Source organism: Helicobacter sp. 13S00482-2, from assembly GCF_002272795.1.
Taxonomy (GTDB): domain Bacteria; phylum Campylobacterota; class Campylobacteria; order Campylobacterales; family Helicobacteraceae; genus Helicobacter_J.
Genome location: NZ_MLAT01000007.1, coordinates 58,930 through 75,288 on the forward strand (window position 1 = coordinate 58,930; position 16,359 = coordinate 75,288).

Genomic DNA, 16,359 nt, shown 5'->3' on the forward strand with positions numbered 1-16,359 from the left:
GACTAATGTATTTTGATATATTTATTATAAACATATTGACTTGTTTATCAAAATCAATTATAATTATGGCACTTAAATTTTTTAAGTGCCAATTTTATAAATAAACTTGCAAGGAGACACAATGAAATTCAAGCCACTAGGTGAAAGAATTTTGGTCGAGAGACTAGAAGAAGAGAGTAAGACAAGCTCTGGAATCATTATTCCTGATAATGCAAAAGAAAAGCCTTTGATGGGTAATGTAAAGGCAATCAGTAAAAAAATCTCTGAAGAATGTAAATGCCTTAAAGAAGGCGATACAATCGTTTTTGGTAAATACAAAGGTACAGAAATCAAGCTAGATAGCAAAGAGTACATCGTTTTGGACCTAGAAGATGTTCTAGGTGTTTTAAGTAAATAATAACACCATATAAGGAGTAAAAAATGGCAAGTAAAGAAATAAAATTCTCAGATTCAGCAAGAAACAAGCTTTATGAGGGTGTCAAACAACTCAATGACGCCGTCAAAGTAACAATGGGACCTAGAGGTCGAAATGTATTGATACAAAAAAGCTATGGTGCTCCTGCCATCACAAAAGATGGTGTTAGCGTAGCAAAAGAAATTGAACTAGCTGATCCTATTGCAAATATGGGTGCTCAACTCGTAAAAGAAGTAGCAAGCAAAACAGCAGATGCAGCAGGAGATGGTACCACTACTGCGACTGTATTAGCTCATAGTATTTTTAAAGAAGGTCTTAGAAATATTACTGCTGGTGCTAATCCAATTGAAGTAAAAAGAGGTATGGACAAAGCAAGTGAAGCCATCATTGCAGAGCTTAAAAAGGCAAGTAAAAAAGTAGGTGGCAAAGATGAAATAGCCCAGGTAGCAACTATATCTGCAAACTCTGATGATAAGATAGGTAAGCTCATCGCTGAAGCTATGGAAAAAGTAGGGAAAGATGGAGTTATCACTGTTGAAGAAGCCAAGGGTATCAATGATGAACTAAGCGTGGTTGAAGGAATGCAATTTGATAGAGGCTACCTATCTCCTTATTTTGTCACCAATGCTGATAAAATGACTACTCAATTGGAAAACGCTTATGTTCTATTGACAGATAAAAAAATCTCAAGCATGAAAGATATTTTACCTCTACTTGAAGCAACCATGAAGGGTGGAAAACCTTTACTTATAATTGCTGAAGATATCGAAGGTGAGGCACTAACAACTTTAGTTGTAAATAAGCTTCGAGGAGTTTTAAATATCGCAGCAGTAAAAGCTCCTGGTTTTGGCGATAGAAGAAAAGAAATGCTAAAAGATATTGCTACTCTTACAGGTGGTCAAGTTATATCTGAAGAACTTGGAAAGACTTTGGAAAATGCAGAGATTAGCGATCTTGGTCAAGCAGCTCGAATTGTTATCGACAAAGACAACACAACCATCGTAGATGGTAAAGGTAAATCTAGTGAAGTAAAAGACAGAATCGCTCAGATCAAAACACAAATTCAGGCCACTACAAGCGATTATGATAAAGAAAAACTTCAAGAGCGACTTGCTAAGCTAAGTGGTGGTGTTGCAGTGATTAAGGTTGGTGCTGCTTCAGAAGTTGAAATGAAAGAGAAAAAAGATAGAGTTGATGATGCTCTTTCTGCAACAAAAGCAGCTGTTGAAGAAGGAATTGTCATTGGTGGTGGTGCTGCACTTATCAGGGCAACTCAAAAAATCAATCTCAAGTTAAGCGGAGATGAGCTCATCGGTTATGAAATTATCAAACGGGCTATAAAAGCACCTTTAGCACAAATCGCTATGAACGCTGGTTATGATGCAGGTGTGGTAGTCAATGAAGTTGAGAAAAATAAAGAATCTTTTGGTTTTAATGCTAGCAATGGAACTTATGTTGATATGTTTAAAGAAGGCATTATTGATCCATTAAAAGTAGCTAGAGTTGCACTTCAAAATGCTGTTTCTGTATCTAGTTTATTGCTCACTACAGAGGCAACTATCAATGAAATCAAAGAAGATAAGCCTGCTGCTATGCCAGATATGAGTGGTATGGGTGGAATGGGTGGTATGGGCGGAATGATGTAATTCCACCCACTTCGCTAGAGACTACTTTTGGAAGTCTCTAGCCAATCTTCTGTGCTATAAAACCCCCAAAATACCATCGTAGTGCTTTTTCTACTCATATATTTATGCCAATAATTTAAATTTTACTGATATATTTTCCACACACTCTAAAATAGTTTTTAATAAGAATTAAACTATTAAATAAAATTATTATATTATTTATTAAATTTGAACTATTAATTCTAATATTAAAATATTATATTTATCTTATAGTTGAAATCAATAAAAAATAAGCTAAATTTAAGAATATTTACATATACTCACGAACCAAAAAAATTAAAGGAAAACTACATGCAGGCTATTTATCCATTCATACTCATTATTCACTTATTTTGTGCGATTATTTTTTTAGGTTATCTATTTTTTGATGTTGTGATATTTCCAAATATCAAAAGAATATTTGGGGAAGAAGTTTCTTCTAAAGCTTCAAAAGCAATTTCAGCAAGAGGCGTAAAGATTATGCCATTATGTGTTCTAGGGCTTTTGATTACAGGGGGGATGATGCTGAGTAATTATATCAACACTAATTCAGGTTGGTTTGATACAAATCTTCAAAAACTCCTCTTAATTAAAGTGTTCCTTGCCCTTGTCATCATATTAATGGTAGCTATCTCTTTGACTTATGCTTTTATTCTAAAAAAACCAAGTCCAGTAAGGAAAATTATCCACCCAGTGGCTATTGTATTAGGATTTTTTATCGTTATATTGGCAAAACTAATGTTTTTTGTATAAAATCAATACCCTCTCTTGAGCATTCAAATGCTCGGAGAAATTTCTATTCTCCTATCACAACGTTTAATAGTGTCCAATCTATGGGCAATTACTAGTAAGGTCTTATTTTTTGCAACGTCATAAATTTCATTCATAATCTTTGCTTCTGTCTGTGTATCTAAGGCACTTGTAGCTTCATCTAAAACCAAGATTTCTGGATCATCATATATTGCTCTAGCAATCCCAATTCGTTGTTTCTGGCCTCCGCTTAATAATATACCACCCTCTCCAACAATCGTATCAAGTCCATCATGTTTTTCTAAAAACTCCCAAATATTTGCCTTCTTACAAGCAGAGATAAGCTTTTGTTTGTTCATTTCACTTCCAAATGCCACATTCTCAGCCACATTCCCATCAAATAAATAGATTGTTTGAGGAATATAACCAATTTTTTTACGCCAAGTGCGAAGATTGTGATTGTTCAGTTTGACTCCATCGATTAAAATCTCCCCCTTATTGGGCTTATATATTCCGATAATAATATCCACCAAAGTGCTTTTTCCTGCTCCAGAAGGACCACAAAATGCAATCTTATCTCCCTTATTAATGAGAAGATTAAAATCCTCAATAATAGGTTTAGTCACATCATAAGCAAAACTCACATTTTTAAGTTCAATATTTTTTTCAAAATTACATGGCTTATCATCTTCTAACTCCACAGACTGGGTAAGATTTTCATAAACATTATTGAGAGCTTTTTTGTAAAAACTCATGGCATTATAATTGGTTAAGATTTTATTTGCTGAAGGCAATATCCTATAAAGGGCAAGTGCATACATAGAAATAATAGGAATCACAGCACTCACATCGTTATAGCGGATTAAAATGTAAGCCACACAACAAATAAGCAAAATAAACCCTATGGTTTCCAAAAAACTTTTCGGAACAGAATTGAGTGTTTGAAATTTGGTAAAAATATTCGCACGATTTGAGCTAGTATTTTCGAATACTTCATAAATTTCTTTTTGGTTTCCTTTGAGCTTGATAAACTTAAAATTACCAAAGGTTTGAGTGATGATTTTTCCAAACTGAGTATCTATCAAAACACGTTTATCGCCTTGTTTTTTTATCTTTTTACTAACTGTTTTGATAATAAATAATATTTGCAACCCCATAATAATGGTTAAAACTAGAGTCATCTTCCAACTCACCAACAAGAGCAAAATATACATCAAAATAATTGTGAATGCCTCAGCAAACATTTGTAAAAAATTCTGAATATATTGCGAGACATCTTGAGCTTCTTGTGCGATAGATAGACGTATTCTGTCAGTATTTTTTTTTGTAAAATCAAAATAACTCAATTCTGCAGATTTACAAAACAATCGATAAGCAAAATAATGTGATTTGCCAAAAGCAAAACTATTGAGAAAATAATTGTAAAAAACACCATAAATAGCTCTAAAAAGATAAAATACAACCAAAGTAGCACTAAAAAAAAGCATAAAATTCAAAGTATTAGAAAAACCCATCCATTGATAAATTTTGAGCGGAATAGCATTATTAAGTATCTGATCAGGATTACTTGCGAATGTAATAAATGGCATAATAATACTAATCCCGAGTGTTTCTAGGATCGAAAACATAATCGTTCCAAGCAAGAGCCACAACAAGATAATCTTATCTCTTCTTGTAACCAAATAACGAAGCTTGTACAGATCGGTGGTTGTTTTTTGATTGTGCTTATTCATCTCTCTACTTAATTTGAAATGGGCAAAATTATAGCCTTTTAGATTTTAAACAAACATAATAGATTTTATTCCTTTTGAAGTGCTCAAGTTTGAACTATAGGTTTTTTAGATGATGTTATGCTAAAATAACGCACAAAAAATTAGATCATAAATTTTAACATTCTAAGGTAATAATGAATAGTTTTTATACGATTGAGGAATTACAAACCCTAGGTTTCAAATCACTTGGCAAGGATGTGTTGTTGAGCAAAAAAGCTAGTGTTTATAACCCTCAAAATATCTCTATCGGGAATAATGTGCGAATTGATGATTTTGTAATCCTCTCTGGACATATCAACATTAAAAACCATGTCCATATAAGTACAGGGAGTGTGCTTATGGCAAAAGAAGAAGGCATATATATTGATGATTTTTCAGCTGTGAGTGTACAGTGCAAGATATTAGGCTCTAGCGATGATTTTAAGGGGGAAGCTTTGGTGGGGCCTTGCATTCCTATGGAATACAGAAAGATTACTAGCAAACCCATCAAACTAGAAAAATTTTCTCTACTAGGATGTGGTTCTATTATCTTACCAGGTGGCTCTCTTGCAGAAGGTGTTAGCGTTGGAGCATCTAGTTTGGTGATACGCCCTACAAAAGCTTGGAGTGTATATTTTGGGATACCTGCAAAGAGATTGATGCAAAGAGATAAGAATCTCTTGAAACTGAGTGAAGAATTTCTTGATTCTAGCTTCAATACCGATAAAGCAATGGGGGGGGGGGCATACAAAAGATTCTTAAATAAATCTTTGTACAATTCTAGTCATACATCCCCTCACCCCTCTGTAAGAGTTGCTTAATGAAAAACATTATTTTCATAGGAGCAGGTGGATTTGCAAGTGAATGTTATCAGTATTTATTAGATGTAATGAGTACTGATAAAAGTATCTCTTTTAAAGGTTTTCTCTCTACTAGTAATGATTTACAACCTTATGACTTGCAGAGGTTTTTTTTAGGTCATTATGATGATTATGATTTTAAAGAAAATGATTATCTAGTCATTGCTATTGGTAGTCCTATTGCAAGATACAAACTCTATCATCATTTTAAAGACAAGGGATTGAAATTTTATAATCTCATCTCTCCAAAAGCTTTTATTACTCATACAAAAAATATAGGTGAATGTAATGTTATTGCACCTTTTAGCACACTAGGTATCAACACAATTATCGGGAATGCTAACCTCATTGGCCCATATTCACTCATAGGGCATGATTGCGAGATGGGAAATTATAACTTTGTAAGTTCGTACGTTTCTTTTGGGGGCGGTTCAAAAATCGGGGATTTGAATTTCCTAGCTCATAAAGCCACATTAACACCAAAAACAATCATACAAAACAACTGCACCGTATCTGCCAATTCTGTGATTTCCAAAAAACTAAAAGATAATTCTATTGCACTTGGAAACCCCGCAGAAGTAATCGGAACCAATCCAACACAGGAGAATCATAATGCCTAAAAATAAAATCAAAGAGATCATAAAAGAATTGCGTCCTGACATAGAAGTACAAGATAGCACAGAATTTATCAATGATGGGATATTTGATTCTTTTGATATTGTATCTATCGTCAGTGCACTTGATAAAGAATTTAACATTTCAATTGATGGAACCAAAATCTCTCCAGAATATTTCAATACACTTGATGATATAACAAAACTAGTGCAGGAAAGCAAAAAATGAATTTTAGCTTTTTTGGGAAAAAAATCTCTTCGATTATAGCCATCTTGCCTGAAAATGAAAGTTATTTTGATGATGAGATTCCTAATTATAATTTTCCTCTAAAAAAATCAAAGATCCTCAAAGAGTTGATGGGTTATCACAAGCATAAAATCGCTGGCAAAAATCAACTAGCTTCAGATTTTGTCATTGCAGGGTTCAAAAAATTATTTGAAGATAACATCATCAATCCCAAAGAAATTGATGCATTCATTTACATCACACAATCCCCTGATTATCTAGTACCACAAACCTCAACCATTATTGCGCATCAAGTAGGTCTTAAAAAAGATATTTTATGTTTTGATATCAATCAAGGCTGTGCGGGTTTTGTTCACGGGTTGTTTCAAGCATTTTTTATGCTAGAAAATCCAAATATTCACAAAGTTGCCATAGCCAACTCTGATGTTTTAAGCCATAAGGTCAATAAAAAAGATCGTAATAGCTATCCACTAGTAGGCGATGGGGGGAGCATTGCAATCATAGAAAAAAGTCAGATAAACAATCAAATCTTGTGTTTCAATCAAACCTTCGGAGAAAATGCCCTAGCAATCTGTATTCCTGCTGGAGGTTTCAAGCTTCCTAGCACTGATGAAACAAACAAAGATTTTGAGGATGAAGATGGCAACATAAGAAATCTAAACAATCTAGTCATGCAAGGGGCTTCTGTTTTTAGCTTCGTTCAAGAATATGTCCCTAGTATGGTCAAATCATTATTAGAGCAAGGAAATCTCACTCAAAAAGACATTGATTTTTTTATTTTTCACCAACCCAATAAGTTCATGCTCGAAAAATTAGCCGATAAGCTCGAAATTCCTCATCAAAAAATGCCTAATAATATTGTGGAAAACTTCGGTAATGGAAGTGGAATCACCATACCCTTAAACATGTGTTTCAATCTAAAAGAAAGACTCACTCAAGAAGGATTGAAAATATGTTTTGGTGGTTTTGGAGTTGGTCTAACACTAGCTGGAATCATTATGGATGTAGAAAAAATCCCTTATCTAAATCTAATCTCTTTGAAGGAGTAATATGCAAGATCTATTGAATAAAATCCAAGATTTACTTGATGTAGAAAAACTTTTTTTAGAAGATAAGCTCACTAACTTTGAAGAATGGGACAGTCTCACGATGGTGGCTCTGGTTTCTTTTGCACAAAAACATTATCATATAAACATCACCTTAGATGCATTAAGGGCTTGTGAAAAAATCCAAGATATTTGCAATCTCTTTAAGCTTAATGGAGGGGGGGGGGGTGAGCTAAAAACCGAATTTGCTTTTATCGCAAATTGCTTCACTCATCTTCGTTTAAAACCTCACCCCTCTGTAAGAGTTGCTTAATGAAAAACATTATTTTCATAGGAGCAGGTGGATTTGCAAGTGAATGTTATCAGTATTTATTAGATGTAATGAGTACTGATAAAAGTATCTCTTTTAAAGGTTTTCTCTCTACTAGTAATGATTTACAACCTTATGACTTGCAGAGGTTTTTTTTAGGTCATTATGATGATTATGATTTTAAAGAAAATGATTATCTAGTCATTGCTATTGGTAGTCCTATTGCAAGATACAAACTCTATCATCATTTTAAAGACAAGGGATTGAAATTTTATAATCTCATCTCTCCAAAAGCTTTTATTACTCATACAAAAAATATAGGTGAATGTAATGTTATTGCACCTTTTAGTGTGATTGCTTACAACACCATTATAGGAAATGGAAATCTCATCAATGTATCTTGTGCATTAGGTCATGATAGCGTGCTTGGGAATTTTAATATCATTGGTTCTTACTCTGGTTTTGCAGGATTTTCTTCACTTGAAGATGGTAACTATTTAGGTCCTAGAGTGAATTTATTCCCAAAAGCAAGGGTAGGCAGTAATTGTAAAATCTCCGCAGGAAGTATCATATTCAAACGTATAAAAGATAATTCGATTGCATTTGGGAATCCTGCGGAGGTAATTGGGACAAATGAATTTTTTAACTTCAAATAAAGGAACAACAAATGGAAAAAATTTATAAGAAACTAGAAGATCTTTTAGATACTGAGTCTGTAAAAGAGGATGATATACTCGAAGATTTTGAAGATTGGGATAGTCTATGTATCATCACTTTGATAACATTTTTAGATAAAGAATACAATGTAAATCTCTATACCAATGAGTTAAAATCAGCCAAAACAATAGGAGATTTAATCGCTTTGATTCAAAGCAAACTCAAATGAAACCCGCTATTTTAATCACAGGTGGGAGTTCTGGAATAGGCCAGGAGATCGCACTAGAGCTTGGAGAAAAATACAATCTCATCTTCATCGTGAGAGATGAACTAAAAACCAAAAAAATGATAGCCACTTTACATCATCAAAATGAACATAAAATTTTTGAATGCGATCTTTTGGATCTAGAAAAACTTCAAAACATTATGGAGCAAATATCTAAAAATTTTAAAATTGAGGCTTTTATTCACTCTGCTGGAGTCAGCTATGTTTCTTATGCAAAAAACTTTGATTTTAATGAAATGATAAAATGTGCAAAAATAAATCTTTATTCTGCAATGCTCATCATAAAATTTTTACTCAAAAAAAATCTCAAACCCTATCTAAAAGATATTATCTTCATATCAAGCACATTCAGCAAAAAAGGCGAAATAGGAAATAGCTTTTATGCTAGCACTAAAGGCGGATTAGATGCTTATATGAAAAGCCTCAGTTTGGAGCTTGCACCTGATATTAAAGTTAATTCTATTTTGCCAGGAGGTATCTTTGATACAGGTATGACTAAAAATCTATTTAGCCAAGCTCAAAAACAAGAGATACTAAAAGCATACCCCTTAGGTGAAGGTAAAACAAAAGATATAGCTCAAGGAGTAAAATTCATTCTTCATTGCAAATGGATAAGCGGACAACAAATCATCATAGATGGCGGATATAGCGTATAAAAAGGAACTAAAATGCAAGATTTAAACACAGTTTTATTTATAGATAAAAATAACCCTATCACAAAAAATGATATCTTAAAAACGCTGATAGAACTTGGAGCAAAAGAATGCGATTACTTATTTATCCATTCAGAGCTTAATTTTGGAGCACCCAATGAAAAATTGAACAAAAGAGAGCTTTTAGGTCACATCGTGGATATTTTCACTTCAATGAAGATTAAAAATATCATTATGCCAACCTTTAGTTTTAGTTTTTGTGCAAAAGAAGATTTTGATATTAAAAATACTAAATCCCCAATGGGAATTTTGAGTGAATATTTTAGAAAACTACAAAGCGTTGAGCGAACATTAGATCCTCTGATGTCCTGTGCGGTTATGGGGGAAGATAGAAATCTTTTTAATATTAGCAAACAATCTTGTGGTGTGGGGAGTTTATTTGATAAGTTGCACAACAAAGATGTGAAATTTTTATTTTTTGGAAACAGAGTGTGTGATTGTTTCACCTATTCTCACTATATTGAGAGAATGCTAGAAGTCCCATATCGCTATGATAAAATCTTTGGAGGCAAGATTATTTTAGAAAATACTAACTATGAAGATAGTTTTGTTCTACCTGTGAGATATGCAAATGTGGAGGCGTTCAAAGATGACACACTCAACAGAACTTTAAATAAATACAATGCCATCAAAGAGATGAAAATTGGTCAAAGTCAAATACAGATTATAGATGAGAGAAACGCCTATAAAATTATTTCTGAAGAGATTCTTTCTAATATAGACTTTATGCTTGAGTTTCCCTATCCTAGAGATTTTTTAGACAAAAGCTACATTTATGAAAAAAAGGTCGCCTTATGAATCACACACTCATCACAGGAGCTACTTCGGAGATTGGCAAAAATATCGCTCAAACCTTATGCTTAAAACAAAATCTAATCCTATCAGGCCGTGATCCCAAAAAACTAGAAAACACTTTAAATTCGTTATCAAATCCACAATCTCACAAGATTTTAACTCTTGATCTAAAAGATATTTGGAGTATCAAAGATTCTATTTCTTCTATGCTGAATGGGGGGGGGGTATAAAGAATTTTATACATTGTGGAGGCAAGGCTGAATTCAGTCCTATCAGATACTTTAACTATGCAGAGAGCATTGAAAACTTTAATGTAAATTTCTTTTCTTGTTGCGAAATCATCTCCACTCTCCTAAAAAAACCTAATAAACCCCATCTAGAAAATATCATTCTCATCTCAAGCATCTCAGGAATCAGAGGATATAAAGGTAGTAGCATCTATGGAGCCTCTAAGGCCTGTTTAGACTCCATCACTAGAAGTTTATGTGATGAATTATCTCCTCAGATCAAAATCAATTCAATTGTCCTAGGCAATATCAATACAAAATCCACAATGCACCTAGAATCACTAAAGCCCTCACCTATTGGGGAAGGAAAATCTGAAGATGTCGGTAATCTAGTGGATTTTTTACTAAAAAGTGGGTATCTAAACGGTCAAAATATCGTTCTTGATGGAGGTAGAAGCACTATAGGGAACTGAGCACAAAATCTTATGAGTTTTTTTATTTGTTTTTTGCCTTACGGACATATAGCTTGTCCGCTTTGGTTTTTACGTACTTTTAAGAAACCATGACGTATTGTTTCAATCCCTTTGTTCAAAAATTCTCTAGCTCTTTTTATCCCAAGAAAAGAACAGCTAAAAGCACTATAAATGAACAGATATTTTGAGAATAAACAACATTTCTGTTTTTTCTATCAGTGATTTCAGGCTTTGCTAATACGTTTGTGGTAATGACCTACCACATACTAGAATATAAGAAAACTTCACAGAGAGATTGAGCTTATTTTTTGAATCTTTTCCAAAGATGACTATTTTATTCATAGATTCCCCAAGTGTATTTTTCCAAATAGTTATAATGGACTTAAAGTCATCTTGAGGGCTTGGTTTTTATTGATTGGGGTGCTCACATCAATTCATTTAAGTGCGACTTTAATTTTCTTAGTGCTTATTTCTAAGTTTAAGTAAAACTAAGCAGACCCAAACGAGCACAAACAACACCCTCCAAAAAAAGAATCAAGTGATTAAAAATAGATTTTTTGCTTTGAATTCTTTTATTTATTTTAAAAAATATATCAATAACTCAGAGTTATCACTTCCAAAGCCATCGCATAGTTGGTTTTAATACTATCATCATCTTGAGTGCCTTGAGCAATAAATAAACCTCCTAACTCAACGCTAGAGTGCCCAAGGGCTAGAGCCACGCCAAAGGGAATATAAGCCATAGCCATTCTTTTTGGAGTGAATGTATAGGTTTTCGTCAGATAAATTGCTTTATAGTCATAATCACCTTATAACAACCCTCCGCCTAATCTACCATAAACAACCAAAGCAAATCCACCTAGAGAAATCTGCAATAGCAAATCAGAATTCTCTCACACGGGCCATCCAGAGAGATATATCCTACCTCCAATCCAGTTAATCCACATACTTTAATAACCAACTTTTTCCAAAACAGCTCCTCTAGTGGCAATTAAACTACCATCACAACGCTGTGATGGTTTTGATGATGATTGCAAAATAGGCTCTAAAATAGAGACTTCATCATCTACAATTAAAGCTTCACCGCCTTTTTTACAGGACTTATCATTGATGAATACAAGTGAATTTTTTATTAAATGCGTGAAAAGCGAGGTAGGCATAAAAGAAATTGATGTGGATTTCCAAAAAAACACTTATACCAAAAAAAGCTCCTGATTATTTTAATATTTTAGAAATTTTTTCACTCTCACCTAAAAATTTAGAATCTAATTTTTGTTTTTGAGTTGCATTGTTAGATTTTTCAGGATTTTGATCTTTAAGCAATAATGCATTCTCATCGTATTATTTTTCAAAGTATCAATTTAATTTTGAATTTGATTTCTTTTTTAAGAATCTTCACTCTCAAGCTCTGTTTGCAATTCTTAAATTTATAGAAAAATCTTTTGATTCATATCTTCTAGAGTTGCATTATTTTCATTGGCAAACAATGAACCCAATCCTTCTAAACATGCTAGGAATAAAAAACTAAAGCGAATCTTTTTTAAAAATATTTGAGGTGCCATTGTATGGCTGATATAGATATATGGTTGTCTTTAAAAAATCTCAAAAGTCCAAAAAAGGTTTTATGCTATAATTAAGCGTAACTTTCAATAAAGAATTTGAATGAAAATCAACGTATTAGAGTATCTAGAAGAAACCATCTGCACTGTCCCTAAAAAAATAGCGCTGATAGACAAAACTAAAGAAATCAATTTCAGTGATTTTTATCATCTTGCTAAAAACATCTCAACTCACCTTATAAATTTTTTCCCACAATATAAAATGCCAACTCCCATAGCCATCTTTCTACCTAAGAGCATCGACTCTCTTGTGTGCTTTGCTGGTGTTCTTTATTCTGGAAATATTTATATGCCTTTAGATGTTAAAAGTCCTAAAGATAGACTAGAATCTATTATAAAAAATATACAGCCACATTTTATGATTACAGATGAAAATAACAAAGACAAACTCAAAGGTATTTTTGAAGATGAAAAAATACTCCTTATTGATGAATTGATAAAAGATGTTGATGAAATAAAAACAAATCATCAAAATCTAATTGATACTGATCCTGCTTATATTATTAATACCTCAGGATCTACAGGAACACCAAAAGGAGTGGTTGTCTCTCATAGAAGTATTATTGATTATATTGAATGGATATTAGCAGAAGAAAAGATAAGACCTTGCAGTGATGATGTGATAGGAAATCAATCTCCATTTTATTTTGACAACTCAGTCTTAGATATTTATTTATGTTTTTTTACAGGCACTCAGCTCGTATTGATTCCTGAAGAGAAATTTCTCTTCCCAAAAGAACTTTTAGAATATATTGATAATAAAAAAATCAGCTACATATTTTGGGTACCAACACTTTTAAGTAATATAGCAAAAAACAAAGCTTTAGAGATTCTAGTCCCCAAACTTAACAAAATCCTATTTGCTGGAGAAATAATGCCAACAAGAGATTTAAATTATTGGATAAAACATTACCCCAAAGCTATTTTTGCCAATCTCTATGGCCCTACAGAAATAACAGTGGATTGCACATTTTATGTTCTAGATAGATCTTTTAAAGATGATGAAATCTTACCCATAGGAAAATCTTGTAGAAATACGCAGATATTACTATTTGATGAAAATAATTCGCTTATCAATACTCCCTATAAAACAGGAGAAATATGCGTTAGGGGATCTTCTTTATCCTTAGGATACTATAATGATATAGAAAAGACAACTCAAAGCTTTGTCCAAAATCCAATCCAGCCCCACTATGGTGAAAAAATATACAAAACAGGCGATTTGGGATATTATAATGAACATTATGAACTCATCACCACAGGAAGAAAAGATCACCAAATTAAACACAATGGATATCGAATTGAGTTAGGAGAGATAGAGAGTGCATTGAGGGATTTACAAGAAATTGAAGCTCTGTGTGTGATTTATGACAGCTTAGATTTACAGATTGTATTATTTTATGAGAGTAAAGAAGAAATTTCAAAAACGATGATCTTTAATCATCTCAAAGATAAGTTACCTAAATATATGTGTCCTCAAAAACTATTTCGCATTCAAAGTATGCCATTAAATGCAAATGGTAAAATCAATAGAATAGCTCTCAAAGAGATGAATCTCAAAATGAAGGAAAAAAAATGAAAAAAAATGTGCTTGAATACTTAGAACAAACCACTAAAAAATTTCCCGACAAAATTGCCATCATAGATTCCAAAAAAGAAATAACTTTTAGCGATTTTCAACACAAAGCTCTGAATTTTTCAACTCATTTGCTACAAATCACCCCCCCCCCCCGGAAGGTTCTCTTTTTCATCCCATAGCCATCTTTCTACCTAAGAGCATCGACTCTCTTGTGTGCTTTGCTGGTGTTCTTTATTCTGGAAATATTTATATGCCTTTAGATGTTAAAAGTCCTAAAGATAGACTAGAATCTATTATAAAAAATATACAGCCACATTTTATGATTACAGATGAAAATAACAAAGACAAACTCAAAGGTATTTTTGAAGATGAAAAAATACTCCTTATTGATGAATTGATAAAAGATGTTGATGAAATAAAAACAAATCATCAAAATCTAATTGATACTGATCCTGCTTATATTATTAATACCTCAGGATCTACAGGAACACCAAAAGGAGTGGTTGTCTCTCATAGAAGTATTATTGATTATATTGAATGGATATTAGCAGAAGAAAAGATAAGACCTTGCAGTGATGATGTGATAGGAAATCAATCTCCATTTTATTTTGACAAATCCCTTTTTGACATATATCCTACCTTCGCAGTAGGAAACAAACTGATTTTGATACCTGAAGAAAAGTTTTTATTCCCCATTGAAGCCTTAAAATTTGTAGAACAACAAAATATCAACTACATTTACTGGGTGCCTTCTATACTCACTCAAATATCAAACCTTGATCTTTTATCAAAAATCTGCCCAAAACTAGATAAGATCTTTTTTGGTGGAGAAAGTATGAGCGCTAAGGTTTTAAATTATTTTAAAAAATACTATCCCGATGCAGTTTTTGGAAATCTCTATGGTCCTAGCGAAATAACTGATATTTGTTCTCGCTATATTGTAGATAGAGATTTTAGCGATGCACAAGCTATCCCCATTGGAAAACCTTGCAGAAATACACAAATACTACTCATTGATGAAAATAATCAAATCATTAATGAACCAAATATTATAGGCGAACTCTATGTCAGAGGCTCGTGTCTATCTTTGCAGTATTTTCAAAACCTAAAGAAATCATCTGAAGTTTTCATTCAAAATCCAACTCATCATAAATACTACGACAAAGTCTATAAAACTGGCGATATTGGACAGTATAACGAGTTCAAAGAGCTAATATTAATGGGGAGAAAAGACTATCAAATCAAGCATAATGGCTATAGAATCGAATTAGGAGAAATTGAAATAGCTTTGAGTGACTTCAAGGTTATCGAAAGCCTATGTGTGATGTATGAAAACAACGAAATTATTTTATGTTATCAAAGCAAGATAGAGATAGAAAAAAAAGCTGTTTTTGAACATCTAAAAAACAAAATTGCTAAATATATGTATCCTCAAAAACTACTTCGGATTGAAAAAATGCCCTTGAATGCAAATGGCAAAATCGATAGAATAGCACTTAAAGAATTCATCAAAAAACAAAGTTAGCCAATGGAAGACTTTCAAAAAATGGATCTCAAAAAGATCCATTCTCAGATCCTTTTAATCAAAAAAAATGCAAAAAATATCTATACCAATTTTTATACTCAAGAAAATATTATATACCAAGTCAAAATCCTATCTGATTGCATTATCATACTCAAACAAGAGCAAATCTTTTGGAGATTATATTTTTTTAGCAATGATATTGAAAAACTTCAAGATGCATTAGACCAAATCCGTAGCAATATCCCTATTTGTATAGAAATCATCCAAAAACAAGAAGAGATTATTCTAGATTCTATTCAAAAACAAACCATTTACCTAAGACTTAGAAAAAATCTATCCAAAATACCCAAAACAGATTTGCAACAAATTTCCAATAAAAAAGCTTCTCCAAAAGAATTTTACAAACTCATTCAAAAAGATTTTAATATTTATTTTGACCATCTACCCACTCTTGAAACCATAGAAAATTGGATAAAAAATAAAAAAATACTTTATATCAATCAAGAAGAAAAAATCATCAGTTATTTGGTGTTTAATATCAAAGGAAAGGGTGCTTATATCAACTATATCGCAAACTATGGAGGCAAAAATAGCTTGATAAGAATATGGGAAATGTTTTATCAGGAATTAAACAAGTTTGATATAGAATTCATCTATCTATGGTGCGATACAAAAAATACAAAGGCGATGAATATGTATGAAATAGAAGGTTTTTATCCAGATGGACTCAAAAACTTTATCTATCTCAAAACCCCCCGATTAGCTAAAGAAAAAAACGAAGGGGGGGGGGGGCAATAATCTTTTAAATCCTGATTTTTTGTTAAAAGT

General features: G+C 32.5%; 20 protein-coding genes and 1 pseudogene. 18 read left to right on the forward strand and 3 right to left on the reverse strand.

Going from position 1 to position 16,359, the window contains the following annotated elements; translation table 11 throughout:
* Nucleotides 1-121: 121 nt before the first annotated feature.
* From groES to BKH42_RS04885, 3 genes and pseudogenes are all read left to right on the forward strand, one after another.
* Nucleotides 122-391: pseudogene (gene groES, locus BKH42_RS04875) on the forward strand (co-chaperone GroES); the annotation flags it as partial.
* Between the two features lie 29 nt (nt 392-420).
* Nucleotides 421-2,061, forward strand: coding sequence for a chaperonin GroEL (gene groL, locus BKH42_RS04880; RefSeq protein ID WP_095295483.1), 1,641 nt, complete (start codon nt 421-423; stop codon nt 2,059-2,061).
* A 330-nt stretch (nt 2,062-2,391) separates the two neighbouring features.
* The gene (locus BKH42_RS04885) at nt 2,392-2,832 is read left to right on the forward strand and encodes a copper resistance protein CopD (protein WP_095295485.1); all 441 of its coding nucleotides are present in this window, start codon (nt 2,392-2,394) and stop codon (nt 2,830-2,832) included.
* Between the two features lie 23 nt (nt 2,833-2,855).
* Here the strand turns inward: BKH42_RS04885 and BKH42_RS04890 are convergent, their stop codons facing one another.
* Nucleotides 2,856-4,562 (reverse strand): ABC transporter ATP-binding protein, encoded by a 1,707-nt coding sequence (locus tag BKH42_RS04890; RefSeq protein WP_095295487.1) that lies wholly within the window; start codon nt 4,560-4,562, stop codon nt 2,856-2,858.
* A 173-nt stretch (nt 4,563-4,735) separates the two neighbouring features.
* Between BKH42_RS04890 and BKH42_RS04895 the strand changes: the two genes are divergently transcribed.
* The 11 genes from BKH42_RS04895 to BKH42_RS04945 are packed head-to-tail and all read left to right on the forward strand — an operon-like array spanning nt 4,736 to nt 10,808.
* On the forward strand, nt 4,736-5,401 hold the full coding sequence (locus BKH42_RS04895; RefSeq protein WP_143428563.1) for an acyltransferase: 666 nt from the start codon (nt 4,736-4,738) through the stop codon (nt 5,399-5,401).
* Nucleotides 5,401-6,060, forward strand: coding sequence for an acetyltransferase (locus tag BKH42_RS04900; protein ID WP_095295489.1), 660 nt, complete (start codon nt 5,401-5,403; stop codon nt 6,058-6,060). The genes BKH42_RS04895 and BKH42_RS04900 overlap by 1 nt, the downstream gene beginning before the upstream one ends.
* On the forward strand, nt 6,053-6,283 hold the full coding sequence (locus tag BKH42_RS04905; protein ID WP_095295491.1) for an acyl carrier protein: 231 nt from the start codon (nt 6,053-6,055) through the stop codon (nt 6,281-6,283). The genes BKH42_RS04900 and BKH42_RS04905 overlap by 8 nt, the downstream gene beginning before the upstream one ends.
* Nucleotides 6,280-7,350, forward strand: coding sequence for a ketoacyl-ACP synthase III (locus BKH42_RS04910; protein WP_095295493.1), 1,071 nt, complete (start codon nt 6,280-6,282; stop codon nt 7,348-7,350). The genes BKH42_RS04905 and BKH42_RS04910 overlap by 4 nt, the downstream gene beginning before the upstream one ends.
* A gap of 1 nt (nt 7,351) precedes the next feature.
* Nucleotides 7,352-7,660: an acyl carrier protein gene (locus tag BKH42_RS04915; protein WP_095295495.1), complete on the forward strand. Its 309-nt coding sequence runs from the start codon at nt 7,352-7,354 to the stop codon at nt 7,658-7,660.
* Nucleotides 7,660-8,313, forward strand: a complete 654-nt coding sequence (locus BKH42_RS04920) for an acetyltransferase (RefSeq protein ID WP_095295497.1) — start codon at nt 7,660-7,662, stop codon at nt 8,311-8,313. The genes BKH42_RS04915 and BKH42_RS04920 overlap by 1 nt, the downstream gene beginning before the upstream one ends.
* An 11-nt stretch (nt 8,314-8,324) precedes the next feature.
* Nucleotides 8,325-8,543, forward strand: coding sequence for an acyl carrier protein (locus BKH42_RS04925; RefSeq protein WP_095295499.1), 219 nt, complete (start codon nt 8,325-8,327; stop codon nt 8,541-8,543).
* Entirely contained in the window at nt 8,540-9,256 is a 717-nt protein-coding gene (locus BKH42_RS04930; RefSeq protein ID WP_095295501.1) for an SDR family oxidoreductase, read from the forward strand. Before BKH42_RS04925 ends, BKH42_RS04930 begins: the two co-directional genes overlap by 4 nt.
* A gap of 12 nt (nt 9,257-9,268) precedes the next feature.
* Complete coding sequence (locus BKH42_RS04935) at nt 9,269-10,111, forward strand: AAC(3) family N-acetyltransferase (RefSeq protein ID WP_095295503.1); 843 nt, start codon at nt 9,269-9,271, stop codon at nt 10,109-10,111.
* On the forward strand, nt 10,108-10,338 hold the full coding sequence (locus tag BKH42_RS04940; protein WP_095295505.1) for a hypothetical protein: 231 nt from the start codon (nt 10,108-10,110) through the stop codon (nt 10,336-10,338). The genes BKH42_RS04935 and BKH42_RS04940 overlap by 4 nt, the downstream gene beginning before the upstream one ends.
* Nucleotides 10,287-10,808, forward strand: a complete 522-nt coding sequence (locus BKH42_RS04945; protein ID WP_095295507.1) for an SDR family oxidoreductase — start codon at nt 10,287-10,289, stop codon at nt 10,806-10,808. The genes BKH42_RS04940 and BKH42_RS04945 overlap by 52 nt, the downstream gene beginning before the upstream one ends.
* Nucleotides 10,809-11,401: 593 nt before the next feature.
* On the opposite strand, the gene BKH42_RS09495 is transcribed toward BKH42_RS04945, so the two are convergent.
* Nucleotides 11,402-11,551: a hypothetical protein gene (locus tag BKH42_RS09495; protein WP_219349830.1), complete on the reverse strand. Its 150-nt coding sequence runs from the start codon at nt 11,549-11,551 to the stop codon at nt 11,402-11,404.
* Nucleotides 11,552-11,758: 207 nt separating this feature from the next.
* The gene (locus tag BKH42_RS04950) at nt 11,759-12,001 is read right to left on the reverse strand and encodes a hypothetical protein (protein WP_219349831.1); all 243 of its coding nucleotides are present in this window, start codon (nt 11,999-12,001) and stop codon (nt 11,759-11,761) included.
* Between the two features lie 469 nt (nt 12,002-12,470).
* Between BKH42_RS04950 and BKH42_RS04955 the strand changes: the two genes are divergently transcribed.
* The 4 genes from BKH42_RS04955 to BKH42_RS04970 are packed head-to-tail and all read left to right on the forward strand — an operon-like array spanning nt 12,471 to nt 16,329.
* A complete protein-coding gene (locus BKH42_RS04955) occupies nt 12,471-14,006 on the forward strand; it encodes an amino acid adenylation domain-containing protein (protein ID WP_095295511.1) in 1,536 nt (511 codons plus the stop codon).
* Nucleotides 14,003-14,185: a hypothetical protein gene (locus tag BKH42_RS04960; protein ID WP_095295513.1), complete on the forward strand. Its 183-nt coding sequence runs from the start codon at nt 14,003-14,005 to the stop codon at nt 14,183-14,185. The genes BKH42_RS04955 and BKH42_RS04960 overlap by 4 nt, the downstream gene beginning before the upstream one ends.
* 32 nt (nt 14,186-14,217) lie before the next feature.
* Nucleotides 14,218-15,531 (forward strand): AMP-binding protein, encoded by a 1,314-nt coding sequence (locus tag BKH42_RS04965; RefSeq protein ID WP_180673983.1) that lies wholly within the window; start codon nt 14,218-14,220, stop codon nt 15,529-15,531.
* Nucleotides 15,532-15,534: 3 nt separating this feature from the next.
* Nucleotides 15,535-16,329 carry a GNAT family N-acetyltransferase gene (locus BKH42_RS04970; RefSeq protein WP_095295517.1) on the forward strand — a complete coding sequence of 265 codons (795 nt, stop codon included), beginning with the start codon at nt 15,535-15,537 and terminating at the stop codon, nt 16,327-16,329.
* The last annotated feature ends 30 nt before the right edge of the window (nt 16,330-16,359 follow it).

Excerpts from the sequence above, each read along its gene's own strand:
- groL (WP_095295483.1), top strand. The coding sequence starts at position 421 with ATGGCAAGTAAAGAAATAAAATTCTCAGATTCAGCAAGAAACAAGCTT.
- BKH42_RS04885 (WP_095295485.1), top strand. The coding sequence starts at position 2,392 with ATGCAGGCTATTTATCCATTCATACTCATTATTCACTTATTTTGTGCG.
- BKH42_RS04890 (WP_095295487.1), bottom strand. The coding sequence starts at position 4,562 with ATGAATAAGCACAATCAAAAAACAACCACCGATCTGTACAAGCTTCGT.
- BKH42_RS04895 (WP_143428563.1), top strand. The coding sequence starts at position 4,736 with ATGAATAGTTTTTATACGATTGAGGAATTACAAACCCTAGGTTTCAAA.
- BKH42_RS04900 (WP_095295489.1), top strand. The coding sequence starts at position 5,401 with ATGAAAAACATTATTTTCATAGGAGCAGGTGGATTTGCAAGTGAATGT.
- BKH42_RS04905 (WP_095295491.1), top strand. The coding sequence starts at position 6,053 with ATGCCTAAAAATAAAATCAAAGAGATCATAAAAGAATTGCGTCCTGAC.
- BKH42_RS04910 (WP_095295493.1), top strand. The coding sequence starts at position 6,280 with ATGAATTTTAGCTTTTTTGGGAAAAAAATCTCTTCGATTATAGCCATC.
- BKH42_RS04915 (WP_095295495.1), top strand. The coding sequence starts at position 7,352 with ATGCAAGATCTATTGAATAAAATCCAAGATTTACTTGATGTAGAAAAA.
- BKH42_RS04920 (WP_095295497.1), top strand. The coding sequence starts at position 7,660 with ATGAAAAACATTATTTTCATAGGAGCAGGTGGATTTGCAAGTGAATGT.
- BKH42_RS04925 (WP_095295499.1), top strand. The coding sequence starts at position 8,325 with ATGGAAAAAATTTATAAGAAACTAGAAGATCTTTTAGATACTGAGTCT.
- BKH42_RS04930 (WP_095295501.1), top strand. The coding sequence starts at position 8,540 with ATGAAACCCGCTATTTTAATCACAGGTGGGAGTTCTGGAATAGGCCAG.
- BKH42_RS04935 (WP_095295503.1), top strand. The coding sequence starts at position 9,269 with ATGCAAGATTTAAACACAGTTTTATTTATAGATAAAAATAACCCTATC.
- BKH42_RS04940 (WP_095295505.1), top strand. The coding sequence starts at position 10,108 with ATGAATCACACACTCATCACAGGAGCTACTTCGGAGATTGGCAAAAAT.
- BKH42_RS09495 (WP_219349830.1), bottom strand. The coding sequence starts at position 11,551 with ATGGCTTATATTCCCTTTGGCGTGGCTCTAGCCCTTGGGCACTCTAGC.
- BKH42_RS04955 (WP_095295511.1), top strand. The coding sequence starts at position 12,471 with ATGAAAATCAACGTATTAGAGTATCTAGAAGAAACCATCTGCACTGTC.
- BKH42_RS04960 (WP_095295513.1), top strand. The coding sequence starts at position 14,003 with ATGAAAAAAAATGTGCTTGAATACTTAGAACAAACCACTAAAAAATTT.
- BKH42_RS04970 (WP_095295517.1), top strand. The coding sequence starts at position 15,535 with ATGGAAGACTTTCAAAAAATGGATCTCAAAAAGATCCATTCTCAGATC.